At 65.7% G+C, this 16,208-nt stretch carries 15 protein-coding genes; 10 read left to right on the top strand and 5 right to left on the bottom strand.

Features of this window, described 5'->3' with window-relative positions; translation table 11 throughout:
• Positions 1–35 precede the first annotated feature (35 nt).
• The 6 genes from ACQ3HB_RS07110 (at position 36) to lnt (ending at position 7,262) form a co-directional block, all read left to right on the top strand.
• Positions 36–1,055 carry a helix-turn-helix transcriptional regulator gene (locus tag ACQ3HB_RS07110; protein WP_430919050.1) on the top strand — a complete coding sequence of 340 codons (1,020 nt, stop codon included), beginning with the start codon at positions 36–38 and terminating at the stop codon, positions 1,053–1,055.
• Positions 1,048–2,016: a helix-turn-helix transcriptional regulator gene (locus ACQ3HB_RS07105; protein ID WP_430919049.1), complete on the top strand. Its 969-nt coding sequence runs from the start codon at positions 1,048–1,050 to the stop codon at positions 2,014–2,016. The genes ACQ3HB_RS07110 and ACQ3HB_RS07105 overlap by 8 nt, the downstream gene beginning before the upstream one ends.
• 121 nt (positions 2,017–2,137) lie before the next feature.
• Complete coding sequence (tatA, locus tag ACQ3HB_RS07100; protein WP_430919047.1) at positions 2,138–2,377, top strand: Sec-independent protein translocase subunit TatA; 240 nt, start codon at positions 2,138–2,140, stop codon at positions 2,375–2,377.
• A 48-nt stretch (positions 2,378–2,425) separates the two neighbouring features.
• Positions 2,426–3,187, top strand: a complete 762-nt coding sequence (gene tatC / locus ACQ3HB_RS07095; RefSeq protein WP_430919414.1) for a twin-arginine translocase subunit TatC — start codon at positions 2,426–2,428, stop codon at positions 3,185–3,187.
• Positions 3,184–5,604, top strand: coding sequence for a DEAD/DEAH box helicase (locus ACQ3HB_RS07090; RefSeq protein WP_430919045.1), 2,421 nt, complete (start codon positions 3,184–3,186; stop codon positions 5,602–5,604). The genes tatC and ACQ3HB_RS07090 overlap by 4 nt, the downstream gene beginning before the upstream one ends.
• A gap of 176 nt (positions 5,605–5,780) precedes the next feature.
• Entirely contained in the window at positions 5,781–7,262 is a 1,482-nt protein-coding gene (lnt, locus tag ACQ3HB_RS07085; protein ID WP_430919043.1) for an apolipoprotein N-acyltransferase, read from the top strand.
• A 129-nt stretch (positions 7,263–7,391) separates the two neighbouring features.
• Here the strand turns inward: lnt and ACQ3HB_RS07080 are convergent, their stop codons facing one another.
• The 4 genes from ACQ3HB_RS07080 to ACQ3HB_RS07065 form a co-directional block, all read right to left on the bottom strand.
• The gene (locus ACQ3HB_RS07080) at positions 7,392–7,754 is read right to left on the bottom strand and encodes an RNA polymerase-binding protein RbpA (RefSeq protein ID WP_430919041.1); all 363 of its coding nucleotides are present in this window, start codon (positions 7,752–7,754) and stop codon (positions 7,392–7,394) included.
• 90 nt (positions 7,755–7,844) lie between these two features.
• Positions 7,845–8,627, bottom strand: coding sequence for a glycerophosphodiester phosphodiesterase family protein (locus tag ACQ3HB_RS07075; protein WP_430919039.1), 783 nt, complete (start codon positions 8,625–8,627; stop codon positions 7,845–7,847).
• 2 nt (positions 8,628–8,629) lie between these two features.
• Complete coding sequence (locus tag ACQ3HB_RS07070; protein ID WP_430919038.1) at positions 8,630–9,700, bottom strand: SPFH domain-containing protein; 1,071 nt, start codon at positions 9,698–9,700, stop codon at positions 8,630–8,632.
• The gene (locus ACQ3HB_RS07065) at positions 9,697–10,194 is read right to left on the bottom strand and encodes an NfeD family protein (protein ID WP_430919036.1); all 498 of its coding nucleotides are present in this window, start codon (positions 10,192–10,194) and stop codon (positions 9,697–9,699) included. Before ACQ3HB_RS07065 ends, ACQ3HB_RS07070 begins: the two co-directional genes overlap by 4 nt.
• A gap of 154 nt (positions 10,195–10,348) precedes the next feature.
• Between ACQ3HB_RS07065 and ACQ3HB_RS07060 the strand changes: the two genes are divergently transcribed.
• The 3 genes from ACQ3HB_RS07060 to ACQ3HB_RS07050 all read left to right on the top strand — a co-directional run bounded on the left by ACQ3HB_RS07060 (position 10,349) and on the right by ACQ3HB_RS07050 (position 12,854).
• A complete protein-coding gene (locus ACQ3HB_RS07060; RefSeq protein WP_430919035.1) occupies positions 10,349–11,113 on the top strand; it encodes an SDR family oxidoreductase in 765 nt (254 codons plus the stop codon).
• Between the two features lie 176 nt (positions 11,114–11,289).
• Positions 11,290–11,724: a hypothetical protein gene (locus ACQ3HB_RS07055; RefSeq protein WP_430919033.1), complete on the top strand. Its 435-nt coding sequence runs from the start codon at positions 11,290–11,292 to the stop codon at positions 11,722–11,724.
• A 650-nt stretch (positions 11,725–12,374) separates the two neighbouring features.
• Complete coding sequence (locus tag ACQ3HB_RS07050) at positions 12,375–12,854, top strand: hypothetical protein (protein WP_430919032.1); 480 nt, start codon at positions 12,375–12,377, stop codon at positions 12,852–12,854.
• A gap of 69 nt (positions 12,855–12,923) precedes the next feature.
• Here the strand turns inward: ACQ3HB_RS07050 and ACQ3HB_RS07045 are convergent, their stop codons facing one another.
• Positions 12,924–13,517 (bottom strand): HdeD family acid-resistance protein, encoded by a 594-nt coding sequence (locus ACQ3HB_RS07045; RefSeq protein WP_430919030.1) that lies wholly within the window; start codon positions 13,515–13,517, stop codon positions 12,924–12,926.
• Positions 13,518–13,698: 181 nt separating this feature from the next.
• On the opposite strand from ACQ3HB_RS07045, the gene ACQ3HB_RS07040 reads away from it, so the two are divergent.
• The gene (locus ACQ3HB_RS07040) at positions 13,699–16,101 is read left to right on the top strand and encodes an ATP-binding cassette domain-containing protein (RefSeq protein WP_430919028.1); all 2,403 of its coding nucleotides are present in this window, start codon (positions 13,699–13,701) and stop codon (positions 16,099–16,101) included.
• Positions 16,102–16,208: the final 107 nt, after the last annotated feature.

The raw sequence follows: 16,208 nt of genomic DNA, 5'->3' as shown, positions 1-16,208 counted from the left end.
TCGGGGCGCGGCGTTCGCGCAAATAGGATGGTCTGGTGCCAACTCGCGAGAACCCCAAGCCCGTCCCGGTCGAAGAACGCCTCTTCAGCCTGGTGTTGGCGTTGCTCGCGACGGAAGCCGGCCTGACGAAGAACGAGATCCTCTCGACGGTGCAGGGCTATCGTCAGCAGTTCGTGGGCGGCGGCAACAACGCGAGCCTCGAGCGGCAGTTCGAACGCGACAAGGACAACATCCGCGAACTCGGTGTCCCCCTCGAGACGATCGAGCAGCCGGGGGAGCCGGGCAACAACCAGTCGATGCGCTACCGCATCCCCAAGGGCGCGTACGAACTGCCGGCTGACGTCCGGTTCACGCCGGCCGAGCTGTCGTTGCTGTCCCTGGCCGCGACGGTCTGGCGGGAGGGGTCGCTCTCCGGCCAATCGCAGCGGGCGATGACGAAACTCCGTTCGCTCGGCATCGAGCCGGACGAACCCATCATCGGTTACGCACCGCGCCTGCGCACTCGCGAAGCCTCGTTCGAGCCGCTCGACGCCGCACTGGAACGGCGTGCGGTCGTCGCGTTCCCCTACCTCAAGCCGGGTGAGCGGGAGCCGCGCAAGCGAACGGTCGCTCCGCTCGCCCTCGTGCAGCACGAGGGCCGCTGGCACCTCTACGCGAACGATGAGGACGTCGACGACACGCGGACGTTCCTGCTCTCGCGCATCGTCGGCGACGTCAAGCAGACGGGTGCGACGTTCACCACCGACGACCGCGACCACGCGGCAGACGCCATCGCCGGCCTCCGCCGTGTGTCCGGCTCGCAACATGCGACCGTGCAGGTGCGCCCGGGCACCGACGCGGCCGCGCGTCTCGGCAACCGGTATCCCGGTACGTCCGCCGCAGCGACGGGGACGCTCACGATCCCGTACCTCGACCTCAACATCCTCGCCGACGAACTCGCCGGCTTCGGCCCGGAAGTGCTCGTGACGGCGCCGCCCGCGCTCATCGACGCCGTCGTCATGAGGCTCACCGACGTCGCAGACGCACACCGCACCGAGGAGGCAGTTCGTGGCTAAGCGCCCCAGCACGCCGCGCGCGCAGGACAAGCTCATCTTCCTGCTGTCCCTCGTGCCGTACCTGATCGATCGAGAGCGCGTCACCGTCGACGAGGCGGCCCGCCACTTCGGCCTGCCGCCGCAGCAGATCCGCGATGCGGTGTCGCTGCTCACGGTCTCCGGCATCCCCGGGGAGACGCGCCAGTACCTGTCGAGCGATCTCTTCGACATCGACTGGGGCAGCTTCGAGGAGGACGACGAGATCGTCCTCACGCATCTCGTCGCCCTCGACGACTCGCCGCGATTCTCCGCCCGTGAGGCGTCGGCGCTCATCGCGGGTCTCCAGTCCCTCTCCCGTCTGCCCGAGTTCGTGGACAGCGACGTCATCGGGGGAGTGATGGCGAAGCTCGCGCGCGGTGCTTCGTCCACACCCGGGCAGGTCGCCGTCACCGAATCGCACTCCGATGTCTCCGTCGGCATCATCCGCACGGCCATCGGCAGCGGCCGCAGCGTCGCGTTCGACTACGTCAACGCGCGCGGGGAGCACGAGTCGCGCCTCGTGGATCCGTTCCGGCTCGAGTCGCAGGACCAGGACTGGTACCTGTTCGGCTGGTGCCACCTCCGTGAGGCGACCCGCCGATTCCGACTCGACCGCATGACCGAGCTGACGGTGAGCGATCAGCCGGTCGTCTCGCACGCCGCGGACCTCGCCGTCCCGGAGGCGCTCTTCGAACCGAGCGATTCCGATCTCGCGGTCACGGTCCGGTTGCAGTCCTCGGTCGTGCCCCTCATCGACGACTACGTCGCTGCGATCACCCGGACCGACGGCGATCAGGCGACCGCGACGCTTCGCGTGGCGCATTACCACGGCCTCAAACGGCTCGTCGCGAGTCATCCGGGTCTGATCACCGTGCTCGGCCCGGAGGAAGCCCGGGCGATCGTGGCCGACTGGGCCGGCGACGCGCTCGCACAGTATCGATGATCCGCCGCCCCGGCCGGTGCCGGAGAGCCGACGCTCGGTGATCCGAGACAGTTAAGCCCCATTTGCAGTCCGACGGGTTACACTCGTAAGGAAGTAGCCCCCAACGTCAGGAAGATGACTCATGTTCGGCAACGCACTCTCAGGATGGCACCTCGTCATCATCCTGCTCGTCGTCCTGTTGCTCTTCGGCGCACCGAAGCTTCCCGGTCTCGCCCGGAGCGTCGGCCAGTCGATGCGGATCTTCAAGAACGAAGTGAAGACGCTCAAGGACGACGACAAGCCGGCTGAGCCCGGCGCACCGGTGGAATCCAGCTCGGCTGCAGCAGCGCCTGCATCGCCTGAGCCGCCGATCAAGCCGTAACCGGACGTGCGAACCGGCACTCAACGGCAGAAGACGCGCGACGGGCGGATGTCGCTGGGTGAACACCTGGTCGAGCTCCGCAAACGCCTCTTCATCGCCGCCATCGGCATCATCGTCGGCATGGTCGCCGGCTTTCTGGTGTCGGGATTCGTCATCGACGCAATGAGCATCCCCATCAAGGAGATCGCCGACGAACGCGGTCAAGCGCTGCTCAACTTCACGAATGTGACGAGCGCCTTCGACTTGCGTATGAAGATCGCCCTGACGACGGGCATCGTCCTGTCGAGCCCCGTCTGGCTCTATCAGATCTGGGCCTTCCTCGTTCCGGGATTGACGCGCAAGGAGCTCAAGTACGCGGTCGCGTTCTTCGCGAGCGCCGTCCCGCTGTTCCTCCTCGGCTGCTACGCCGGTTGGACCGTGCTCCCGCACATCGTGGAGCTCATGGTGAGCTTCACACCGGCGTCCGCGTCGAACTTCTTCGACGCCGCCACCTACTACGACTTCGTCCTGAAGCTCGTGCTCGCCGTCGGCATCGCCTTCGTCCTGCCGGTCTTCCTCGTGCTGCTGAACTTCGTCGGCGTGCTGTCGGCGGCGTCGATCATCAAGTCGTGGCGTGTCGCGATCCTCGTGATCATCCTCTTCACGGCGTTCGCCACCCCCGCGGCCGATGTCGTCTCGATGTTCCTGCTGGCCGTCCCGATGGTCATCCTCTACTTCGCCGCGTACGGCGTCTCCTACTTGAACGACCGGCGCAAGGCGAAAGCCGCGAAGGCGCTCGAAGCCGAACTCGCCGAAGGCGGGTCTCTGTGACCGATCAGGCCACGCCCGCGGAACGTTTCCGCGCGGCGAAGGCTCGTGCGGCCACACCGCGCCTGCAGGCCTTCCGCGCACAGCTGCGCTTCGACCTCGACCCGTTTCAGGTGGAGGCGTGCGAGCGCATCGAAGCCGGTAACAGCGTGCTGGTCGCGGCGCCCACCGGGGCAGGCAAGACGATCGTCGCGGAGTTCGCGATCGCTCTCGCGATGCATCAGCCGAACGCGAAGGTCTTCTACACGACGCCGATGAAGGCGCTCAGCAACCAGAAGTTCCAGGAGCTGACGGCCGAGTACGGCGCCGAGTCCGTCGGTCTCCTCACGGGCGACACCAACATCAACGGCAACGCGCGCATCGTCGTCATGACGACCGAAGTGCTCCGGAACATGCTCTACGCGGACTCCGACGCGCTCATCGACCTCGCCTTCGTGGTGATGGACGAGGTCCACTACCTCGCAGACCGGTTCCGCGGGGCGGTGTGGGAGGAAGTCATCATCCACCTCCCGTCCGAGGTGAAGATGGTCTCGCTGAGCGCGACCGTGTCGAACGCCGAGGAGTTCGGCGACTGGCTGCAGGCCGTCCGCGGCGACACGGACGTGATCGTGTCGGAAGAACGTCCCGTTCCCCTCAACCAGCACGTGCTCATGCGGACGAAGCTCGTCGACCTGTTCGCGGCTCCCAGCCTCGCGGACACGCATCAGGTGAACCCCGAGCTCGTCAGGATGGCGCAGTTCGGCGGCCGCGCCCCGAACTCGCGGAAGTACAAGGACGTCAGCCGTTACAACCAGCGTCGCGCGCCGCATCACGCGGAGAAGATGGATCGTGGCGCCTTCGTGTCGATGCTCGGCGAGCACCACCTGCTCCCCGCCATCTTCTTCGTCTTCAGTCGTGTGGGCTGTGACCAGGCCGTCAAGCAGGTGCTCCGCTCTGGGGTCCGCCTCACCGAAGTGCACGAACGCGACGAGATCCGCCGCATCGTGGATGACCGCTGCCGCACCCTGCTCGACGAGGACCTCGCCGTCCTCGGCTACTGGGAGTGGCTCGACGGCCTCGAACGCGGTGTGGCAGCGCACCACGCCGGCCTCCTGCCCGCGTTCAAAGAGGTCGTCGAAGAGCTCTTTCGTCTGAAACTCGTGAAGGTCGTCTTCGCGACGGAGACCCTCGCGCTCGGCATCAACATGCCGGCCCGCACCGTCGTCCTCGAAAAGCTCGAGAAGTTCAACGGAGAAGCACGCGTCCCGATCACGCCGGGGGAGTACACGCAGATCACCGGTCGCGCGGGTCGCCGCGGCATCGATGTCGAGGGGCACGCGGTCATCCAGTGGTACGAGGGTCTGCACCCGCAGTCGGTCGCATCGCTGGCATCACGACGGACGTACCCGCTCAACTCCAGCTTCCGGCCGACCTACAACATGGCCGTCAACCTCATCGATCAGTTCGGTCGCCAGCGCACGCGCCAGATCCTCGAGTCGTCGTTCGCCCAGTTCCAAGCCGACCGCGCGGTCGTCGGGCTCGCTCGCCGCGTTCGCGAGCAGGAAGCCTCGCTCGCCGGGTACGAACAGTCGATGCAGTGCCACCTCGGCAACTTCGTCGAGTACGCGGGCATCCGTCGGGAACTCACCGATCTCGAGCGCAAGGGGACCGAGCAGGAGTCCCGCGCTGCGAAGGATCGGCGCCAGCGGAAGCTCACCGAGCTCCGCAAACGCATGCGCGCCCACGACTGCCATGTGTGCCCGGAGCGCGAGGACCACGCCAGGTGGGCCGAGCGCTGGTTCAAGCTCAAGAAGCAGACCGATCAGGTGAAGCAGCAGATCGCGACTCGGACGGGTGCAGTGGCGCGCGTGTTCGACCGCGTGACCGACGTGCTCCTCGAGTACGGCTATCTGCAGCGCGACGAGTCCGGGAAGGTCGTCATCGCTCCTCCCGGCAAGACCCTCAAGCGCATCTACGGCGAACGGGACCTGTTGATCGCGGAGTGCTTGCGCTCCGGCGCCTGGAATGACCTCGACGCGTCGTCGCTCGCCGCGATGGCCGCTGCGATCGTCTATGAACCACGTCGAGATGAGCAGAACACGCCGGAGCGCTTCCTGCCGCGTGGTCCGTTCCGCTCCGCGCTCGAGAGGACCCAGGACATCTGGAGCCGCCTCGATGACAGCGAACGCGATCACAAGCTGCCCGGCAGCAACCCGATCTCCACGGGCCTCTCGCTCGCGATGCACCAGTGGTCGCGCGGGCAGAGCCTCGACGTCGTGCTCATCGAGGCCGAACTCGCCGCCGGCGACTTCGTGCGCTGGTGCAAGCAGACGATCGACCTGCTCGACCAGTTGAGCGGTGCCGAAGGGCCCGTCGCACGAACAGCACGTCAGGCCCTCGACTCGATCCGTCGCGGTATCGTGGCGTACAGCTCGCTGTGACCGGCTCGGACAAGTCCCCGGACGTCGGCACGATCCCTGCGAACGGGCGACGCGTGTCGGGGGACCCCGGTGATACCGGTTCGCGCCGCAGGGCTCGCCGACAGGCGAGACGCTCCAGACGGCTCGAGGCGAGAGCGCTCCGACGTCCTCCGCTTCCACTGTGGCTCGCGGTCGTCGTGGCGATCGCAGCCGGTCCGATCCTCGACGGCGGGTTCCCCGACCGTGGCGTGTGGCCGCTGGCGTTCGTCGGCATCGGTCTCATCCTCCTCACGCTCATGGGGCGGAGCGTCTGGGGCGCACTGCTCATCGGCTTCATCGCGGGGGAGTCGTTCTACCTCGTGCACATCGAGTGGGCGACCGTGTACCTCGGGCCGGTTCCCTGGGCGGCGCTGGCGACGGTCGAGTCGATCTTCTTCGCGCTCGGAGCGATCCTCATCACCCTCGCCTACCGCTTCATCCCGCGAGCGTTCCCGGGAACGGCGGGCCGTGTCTGGTTGACGGCGGCGGTCGTCGCAGCGGTCTGGACGGCTCGGGAGTCGCTCGTGAGCGTCTGGCCCTATGGAGGCTTCCCCTGGGCTCGGATGGCACTCAGTCAGTCCGAGAGCCCGTTCGCGCCGCTCGTGGCCTGGGTCGGGTTCTCCGGCCTGAGCTTCATCATGGTGCTGCTCGTCGCGCTCTCGATGCAGCTCGCAGCAGCCGCCGACGTCAGGGTGATGACGAAGGTCGGTACAGCCCTGCTCGCGGTGATCGCCGTGCTGATCGTTCCGTCGTGGCCCACGCCGAGCACGGGCTCGTCCCGAGTCGCTGCAGTCCAGGGAAACGGACCGGCCGGCTACTTCGACGGCGCCGCTCCGGGCACGGTCATGAACACGCAGATCGAGGAGACGCTCAAGATCATCGACGAACCGGTCGACATGGTCGTCTGGCCGGAGGGCAGCGCGGATCTCGACCCCCAACGGGTACCACAGTCGGCTGCTGCGCTCGATTACCTGAGCCGCCGGATGAACGCACCGTTCATCGTCGGTGCGATCTCGAACCGCGGAGACGAGTACTTCAACTCGTCGCTCCTCTGGTCCTACCCGGACGGCGTCAAGGACATCTACGACAAGAAGCACCCCGTCCCCTTCGGCGAGTACGTACCGGACCGCGCGTTCTGGGAACCGCTGTCGCCCGATCTCATCGGTTTGATTCAGCGCGACTACACGCCGGGGACGAAGGACAACGTGTTCGACATCGGGGGAGTGCTCACCGGCATCAGCATCTGCTTCGACATCGCCGACGACCAGCTCACGCGCGATGCGGTGGCCGACGGAGCCCGGATGATCCTCGCCCAGACGAACAACGCCGACTTCGGGACCACCGACGAGAATGAGCAGCAACTCGCAATCGCCCGGCTCCGCGCGATCGAATCGGCTCGATCAGTCGTCAACATCTCGACGGTCGGGACCAGCCAGATCATCGGCCCGGACGGGCACACGATCACGAGCATCCCTGCGTTCAAGCCCGGCTCGATGGTCGCCGACGTTCCGTTGACGGACACCGTGACCCCGGCGATGGCGTTCGGTCACCAGTTCGAGCTGTTCATCGATGGGATGGGTCTCGCGACGCTCGTCCTTGCGGGCTTCGCGTCCACCCGCCCGAAACGGAAGCGCGCGTAGCGCTCGCGCAGTACCGACTCGCCCGCTGCGCGTCAGCACATGTTCGCCACATTCGGTTTCGGGCATGACAAAACCCCCGACTCGCGATGCAGCTGCTGCATCGCGGTTCGGAGGAGTGTGTGCCGGTGGTCAGGCGCTCTTCTGCTGGCCGCGACGTGCCCGGAGGTAGTCGAGGCGCTCCTGCAGGAGCTCTTCCAATTCGTCACGTGAACGACGTTCGAGGAGCATGTCCCAGTGGCTCCTCGGGATCTTCACATCGCCACGGTCGACGACCACGGGCTTGGAGTCCACGAGCAGGATTGCTTCGGCGCCGCAGTGACGGCACTCCCACAGCTCGGGTACTTCCGCATCCGCGGCGAACGTCATCGTGGTCTCTCGGTCGCAACTCTGACACCGGTAGGTGTGGTTGGTCCGATCCGAGAAAATGACGCCTTCTTCGGTTTGTAGACTCTGGGCGCCCAGGCGCATTCCGCGCAAACTGCGATCTGCCATTGTGTGGTCTCCTCTCGCTCGCCACCCATAGTTATAAACCCGGAAGCTGGGGAAAGTGTTCCGATTGCCAGGTCTTCTCCCAGCTGGCGTTCAGCTTGCGGAACGGATGACGGCGAGCGCGATGTCTGCGCGGTCGGTGACGAGCCCGTCGACGCCGAGATCGAGGAGTCGACGCATGTCGTCGGGGTCGTTGATCGTCCAGACGTGGACCTCCACGCCGGCCGCGTGCATGGTTCGGACGAGGCGTCGGGTCACCACTCGGAGTCCGCGGAACCGTTCCGGGATCTGCACGGCGTCGACACCGGAGAGAAGCCGGCGGACGGGCGCGATCCATCCTGCGAGCGCGAACGGGAGGACGCGGCTGAGGACGCCGACGCCTGGCGACGAAGCAGTGTCGACCGCCGGAACGAGAGGGAGGAGTGCCGCCGTCATCGCGAGGCGTCTCGCGTCGGAGAACGACGTGATCAGGACTCGGCCCTGTGCCCCCGCCTCGTTCACCGCCCTGGCGGCCGGGTCCGCGGCGTCGGCCGCTTTGACATCGATGTTGAAGCGGGCCTCCGGGAAAGCAGCCAGCGCCTCGGCGAGGGTCGCGACCCGGTCACCGCCGAGATCGACGCTCTGCAGCTCGGCGAGCGTCATGCGTGCGATGGGGCGCCTATCGCCCGTGATCCGTTCGAGCGTTTCATCGTGGAAGAGGACGGCGACGCTATCGCTCGTCACGCGGGTGTCGGTTTCGAGATACTCCGCACCCGCGTCGACGGCCAACCGGAACGCCGCCAGCGAATTCTCCGGCACCCCAAGGGCCAGGCCCCGGTGTGCGAACACACGGGGCCCGGTCGGACTGAAGAATCCCTGGTGCGCCGGAGCGCTCATGCTTACTCCGAGGCGGGCGGCGTGGTCGGGGGAGCGGGCGGCGTCTGTGGCGCTGTAGGCGGGAAGCCAGGCACGTTCGGCGGCACGATGCTGGATGCCGAGCCATCGGTCGGCGGAACTCCGACCGGCGGGGTCAGCCCGGCAGCGGCAGCCGCTGCGGCGAGCGGGTTCCTCGTGTTGCCAGGACCGAACGCGCTGCCGATGCCCTTGAGCGCCTCGGTGAGTTCGCTCGGGATGATCCAGAGCTTGTTCGCCTGCCCCTCTGCGATCTTCGGGAGCATCTGCAGGTACTGGTAGCCGAGGAGCTTCTCGTCTGGGTCGCCTTCGTGGATGGCCTTGAAGACCGTCTGAATGGCGGACGCTTCACCCTGGGCACGGAGGACGGCCGCCTGCGCGTCACCCTCTGCGCGGAGGATCTCGGCCTGTCGTGCGCCTTCCGCGGTCAGGATGGCGGACTGCTTGGTTCCCTCTGCCGTCAGGATGAGTGCACGACGGTCACGCTCGGCCCGCATCTGCTTCTCCATCGAGTCCTGGATGGAGAGGGGCGGGTCGATCGCCTTGAGCTCGACGCGGCCGACGCGGATGCCCCACTTGCCGGTCGCTTCGTCGAGGACGATGCGGAGCTGGCCGTTGATCTCGTCGCGGCTCGTGAGGGCCTGTTCGAGGTTGAGGCCACCGACGACGTTACGCAGCGTCGTGGTGGTGAGCTGCTCGACGGCGCCGAGGTAGTTCGCGATCTCGTAGGTCGCTGCGCGGGCATCGGTCACCTGGAAGTAGACGACCGTGTCGATCGACACGACGAGGTTGTCCTCGGTGATGACGGGCTGCGGCGGGAAGGAGACGACCTGTTCACGCATGTCGATGAGGGGACGCAGGTGGTCGATGAACGGGATGAGGATGTTCAGACCCGGCGTGAGGGTCTTGTGATAGGCGCCGAGCCGTTCGACGACACCCGCCGTGGCCTGCGGAATGATCCGGATGGAGCGGAACAGCACCACCAGGACGAAGATGACGACGACAACACCGATCACCCACCCGATGATCATCGGGACGACTTCGCTTGCATCGGTCATGACTGCTCCTGCTCTTCGTTCGGCGCGTGCGGCGCGGTGCGTGCGGGGATGACGATAGCCGTGGCTCCGTCGATGGTTTGGACGAGCACAGCTGTGCCCGGTTCGAGGCTCGAGACCGGACCGCCCTGAGGTGTGCGGGCCGTCCAGGTGTCGCCGTTGGTCAGTTTGACCTGCCCGTTGTGCGCTCCGACGGTGGAGATGACCACACCGGAGAGGCCGAGCAGGGCGTCGACGTTGCTCTTCGTGGGATCAGCTCCCTTGTGGAGCGCTCTGAGCAGCGGCGGCCTGACCGTGAGGAGGAGCAGCACGGAGGCTGCACCGCCGATGATCAGTTGCAACCACCACGGAGCTCCCACGAACCCGGAGAGCATTCCCACGACGCTGCCGACGGCGAGCATCAGGAAGGTGAACTCGAGCGAGAGGATCTCGATGGTGACGAACACGAGGATGAGGACGAGCCAGCCGATCCACGCGTACTCGGTGATGACGTCCATGTCAGACTTCCTCCCAGACCGGAAGTGAACTGCACCGGTCGCTTCAACGCTACCAGCTGGGTGGTTTCCGGGACCGCGAAGCGCGTGGTTGTTGATAAGGTCGGTGGCTGGAACCGCCGTCGCTCGATGGCGCCAGGATTACAAGGAGCCCGCGTTGTCGAACCCCCTCGAGCCAGGATCACTCACCGGTAAGAACGTCCTCGTCACCGGGTCGTCGCGGGGCATCGGCGCCGACACGATCCGCTACTTCGCCGCTGCCGGCGCGAACGTCGTCATCAACTTCCGCAACAAGGAGGCCCGCGCGGTCAAGCTCGCGAACGAGGTCACCGAGCTCGGCGTCAAGGCCGTCGTCGTCGGCGCGGACCTCACGGACCCCGCTTCGGTCAAGGGCATGTTCGACACCGTCGAGCAGGAACTCGGCAAGCTCGACGTCCTCGTCCTGAACGCGTCCGGCGGCATGGAGAGCGGCATGGCCGAGGACTACGCGATGCTCCTCAACCGCGAGGCACAGGTGAACGTCCTCGAGCAGGCGCTGCCCCACCTGGCGACCGGTGCGCGCATCGTCTTCGTCACGAGCCACCAGGCACACTTCATCCGCACGACCCCGACGATGCCCGAGTACCTGCCCGTCGCGACGTCGAAGCGCGCCGGCGAGGATGCCCTCCGCGCCAAGATCCCCGCACTCACCGAGGCGTCGATCGAGTTCGTCGTCGTCTCCGGCGACATGATCGAGGGCACGATCACCGCGACGCTCTTGGAGCGCGCGAACCCGGGCGCCATCAGCGAGCGCAAGGAATCGGCCGGCCGCCTCTACAACGTGGGCGAGTTCGCCGCGGAGGTCGCCTCGGCCGCCGTGGACCCGATCCCCGAGAACAACACGCGCTACGTCGGCGATACGAGCGACTTCATCGCGGAGTAGACCCGCGCGGGCTCACTGCCCGGGACGACGATGGCCGGCAGATTCCTGAGGGAATCTGCCGGCCATCTGTGTTGCCGGTGGAGGCATGCTCGACACCGAACTCATGAATATCGATCATCCCTCTCACGTCGATCTCTGAAGCCTATTGAGAGTCGCCTTGCGACCCGACAGGGAGCATGCCAGACTACCCCTCACCAAATCAGAACATATATTACAAGGGAGGAGTGGAAGTGAAGTATGTTGGACGAAAGACGGCTGTGGCGCTTGCGGTAGCAGTCGTGCTGATTGGTGGGTTTGCTCAGTCGGCTTCGGCGGCGTACAACCAGTATTTCAGCGGAGATGTCGCACGAAATGTTCCGAAAACGAGTGGCTTCGCCACGATCAGTGGCGCTCGAGCTTCACTGAAGATCGAACTCGCCGATTTCTACATCCACCTGACGACGTTCTCGCCATACCCAGGCTATGTGGACCATGGCTCGACGAGCGGAAATGCCCCAGGGAACGTGTACCTGGGCCACCCAGCTGTCGCCAACGTGAAGAACCAGTGTTTCTGGTCGGTCGGTGGCGGCGTCGCGGGCGACCTCAAACTCACCTGCGCATACAGCGGCTGACGGATTGAAGTGAGGGGAGATTGATGATGAACAGATCCACGGTTGTCGCTTTCGCAACGTTGGCGGTTGCTTCCATCGGTGTCGCATTCTTGACGGCAGGCGCTAGGCCCGAGGGTCAATCGTTGGCTGCAGGCCAGCTCGTTGGCGCGTTCGAACGCTCACAATCGGCGACCGACGAGTTGCCGAAGTCTCTGTCGAGTATTGCGCGTGATGCCCAGCTTGAATTGGCTACCTCCCGCTTCCTCGGTCGGTCTTCATTGGGGACCCATTGGGTTGCACTGGACGACGACGGCTCGGTGTGCCTGTTGACGTCGCTCGACGAGGGGAGCGTAGCCGGAGGGAACTGCATGCCACGTCAACAGTTCGCCACAAATGGGGCCGCTCTCCGAGTGACTGGTCCAACTGGGCGTGGTGAAGTTGCGCACCTGTTGCCACCAGGAGTGACGACAGATGACGTGCCTCAATCCTTGAGGTCGGGAGATCGTGTGGATCACATTGATGCCACAACCCCGGCTCCCGAGTTTTTCGTTGAAGAGGGCCTCGTTGTCATGGATGTTCGCACCGCCGATGCAGTTGGGAGAGCCGAGGTGCCACGCAAGCATCTTGACGACCTCGTGCTGCCGTCGCTCAGGCCGTAGGTGATTGCGCTCATGCTCGTCCGAACGCTCGCAGGTGGATTCGGGGCAGTCGTGTATGTCTTCGGCGTCGGTTACCTGTCCATGCAGGCAGATGCCGTATCGTCCGGGGTCATCCTCAACGGTCTGTTCCATCTGCAGGCTGTCACGACAGCGCACGCACCCTGGCTTCAGTACCTGGCGCTTTCGTGCTGGGCTGGGCTGGCGGCGTACCTTCTCTTTCGGCGGTCACTCGCATCAACACGGCCCGCAACACTGGTGCATGCCATTGCGCCAGCGGTCATTCTCACGATCTGCGTCGCGGGGTCCCTTGCGACGACGACGTATCCCTACGAAGGACCGCTCGCGTCCAAGGCCTCACCTGTCGAGACCTTGTTCCGTGAGGGTGCACTCAGCCCGTGGACGCTTTCGCTGGGCGTGGCGCTGATCGTCTTCGCAGTTGTGGATATGGAAACGCGAAAGCAGGTCGCCAGCTCGTCGAGGAACACGGCATAGAACGTGTTCAACGACGATGGCCGGCAGATTCCTGAGGGAATCTGCCGGCCATCTGTGTTGCCGGTGCGGCTACGCGAGCTTCGCGGCCTTGGTGCGACCGAACGTGAACGCCTGCACGATCTCGACGATGCCGGCCGCGATCAGGAAGAACGCGGTGAACCAGAGCAGCGCGATGATCGCGCTTGCCGGCCAGACGAGGACGAACACGCCGCCGACGATGCTGATGATCGCGTAGAGCACCGCGAACCAACGCGAGGAGTCGGGGGAGGCGTCGAACAGAGCGGCGACACCCTCGATGATCCAGGTGATGCCGATCGTCAGGCCGAGCGCCAGGATGCCGACGGCGGGCTGAGCGAACACGTAGATGCCGCCGACGACGAGCAGGACGCCGAGGATCGTGCTGAAGACGCGCCAGCCGGTGCTGTGCTCCTTCGCAGCGATGCCGCGAGCGATGCGGACGACACCGGCGATGATGAAGTAGATCGCGAAGATCCAGGCCACGGCGATGAGCGACGCCTTGGGGGCCGCGAGCAGGAAGATCCCCAGTGCGACGGTCAGGAGACCGCCGATGCCGAACGCCCACCGGATGCCGGTGATCTGCTTGGCGTTCAGTTTGGTGGAGTTCAAGGTGTACGTGGTGGCGATGATGGTTGGTTCTGACATGGTGTTGCTCCTCACGACGCGAAACGGTGGCGTAGCTCTAGTGTGGCCCATGGTCACAGCGCTTTCCCAGTTTTGACGTCACGTGTCGTTGATCGTGCACCGATGTGCGAAAGGCGCGGGGGAGCGGGCGGGGCAGAATCGGAGAAGCGGCCGGTCGGAGGGCCCAACTAGGCTGATCCACATGAACACACGCAACTCGAATACCGACGCCGGAATCGCGTCGCATGTCGCCGACTCGCACGATCTGATCCGGGTGCGCGGTGCCCGCGAGAACAACCTCAAGAACGTCAGCGTCGACATCCCGAAGCGGCGGCTCACGGTGTTCACCGGTGTCTCCGGTTCGGGCAAGAGCTCGCTCGTCTTCGGCACGATCGCCGCCGAGTCGCAGCGGATGATCAACGAGACGTACAGCGCATTCCTGCAGGGGTTCATGGCGAGCCAGTCCCGTCCCGACGTCGACGTGCTGGAAGGCCTCACCACGGCGATCCTCGTCGACCAGGAGCGGATGGGTGCGAACTCGCGCTCGACCGTCGGCACGGCGACCGACGTGAATGCGATGCTCCGCATCGTCTTCAGCCGCCTCGGTCAGCCGCACATCGGTTCGCCTCAGGCCTTCGCGTTCAACGTCCCGTCCGTCAGCGGGGCTGGCGCGGTGACACTCGAGAAGGGCGGCCGCGAGATCAAGGAACGACGCAGCTTCTCGGTGACGGGCGGCATGTGCCCCCGGTGCGAGGGGATGGGCAAGGTCAACGACATTGACCTCACGCAGCTGTTCGATGACGCGAAGTCGCTCCATGAAGGCGCCCTGACGATCCCCGGCTACACGGCCGACGGGTGGGGCGTGAAGATCTTCACCGGTTCCGGCTTCCTCGATCCAGACAAGCCGATCCGCGACTACAGCAAGCGCGAACTGGACGACTTCCTCTACAAGGAACCGGTCAAGGTCAAGGTCGGCGACATCAACATGACCTACGAGGGACTGATCCCCAAGGTCCAGAAGTCGTTCCTCTCGAAGGACCGCGAGGCGATGCAGCCGCACATCCGCGCCTTCGTCGACCGCGCGGTGACGTTCACGACCTGTCCCGATTGCGGTGGAACCCGGCTGAACGAGGGTGCGCGCTCCTCCCGGGTGAACGGCATCAACATCGCCGAAGCGTGTGCGATGCAGATCAGCGACCTCGCTGCGTGGGTCGCAGACGTGCACGAGCCGTCCGTCGCGCCGCTCCTGGAGGCGCTCAAGGACACACTCGATTCCTTCGTCGAGATCGGTCTCGGATATCTGTCGCTCGACCGTCCCGCGGGCACGCTGTCGGGTGGCGAGGCGCAGCGCACGAAGATGATCCGTCACCTGGGGTCGTCGCTCACGGACGTCACCTATGTGTTCGACGAGCCGACGATCGGACTCCACCCGCACGATATCGAGCGGATGAACACCCTGCTCCTGCAATTGCGGGACAAAGGCAACACGGTGCTCGTCGTGGAGCACAAGCCGGAGACGATCGTGATCGCGGACCATGTGGTCGATCTCGGACCCCGCGCTGGAGCGTCCGGCGGAACGATCTGCTTCGAGGGCACCGTCGACGAGCTGCGTGCGAGCGACACGCTCACTGGTCGTCACTTCGACGACCGTGCCGCGGTGAAGACCGATGTCCGGAAGCCCACGGGTGCCCTGCGGGTCCGCGGCGCGACCGAGAACAACCTGCGCGACGTGAACGTCGACATCCCGCTCGGTGTGCTCGTCGTCATCACGGGCGTCGCCGGCTCTGGCAAGAGCTCGCTCGTGCACGGTTCGCTGCACCGTCAGCACGGCGCCGGGGGAGACATCGTCTCGATCGACCAGGGCGCGATCCGCGGCTCGCGGCGAAGCAATCCGGCCACGTACACGGGACTGCTCGAACCGATCCGCAAGGCGTTCGCCAAGGCCAACGGCGTGAAGCCGGCTCTCTTCAGCGCCAACTCGGAGGGCGCCTGCCCCAACTGCAACGGTGCTGGTGTGATCTTCACCGACCTCGGCATGATGGCGAGCGTCTCGAGCGTGTGCGAGGTCTGTGAGGGAAAACGCTTCGACGCCTCCGTCCTCGACTACCACCTGGGCGGCCGCGATATCAGTGAAGTGCTCGCGATGTCGGTCACGGAGGCGGAGGAGTTCCTCGGCTCCGGAGACGCGCGCACGCCCGCGGCGCACGCGATCCTCAGCCGCCTGGCCGACGTCGGCCTCGGGTATCTGAGCCTCGGTCAACCGCTCACGACGCTGTCCGGAGGCGAACGACAGCGGCTGAAGCTGGCGACGCAGATGGCGGAGAAGGGCGACGTCTACATCCTCGACGAACCGACGACGGGTCTGCACTTGGCCGATGTCGAGCAGTTGCTCGGGCTCTTGGACCGTCTCGTCGAGGCGGGGAAGTCGGTCATCGTCGTCGAGCACCACCAGGCGGTCATGGCGCACGCGGACTGGATCATCGATCTCGGCCCCGGGGCCGGTCACGATGGAGGGCTCGTGGTCTTTGAAGGCACTCCAGCTGATCTCATCGCGGCGAAGTCGACGCTCACCGGAAAGCATCTGGCGAGCTACGTGGGCGCCTGACGCGGGCCGCGGCCGGCGCTGTCACGTTATGTCAACCCGATGCCGGCAGAGTGGCGAGCGGAGCGAGAGGGGTTCGACGATGGGTTCTCGAGGAACGCTTCACCGGA

It is taken from the genome of Plantibacter lichenum, from assembly GCF_050587525.1.
Lineage (GTDB): Bacteria > Actinomycetota > Actinomycetes > Actinomycetales > Microbacteriaceae > Plantibacter.
This window is presented reverse-complemented; position numbering and strand designations above follow the sequence as displayed.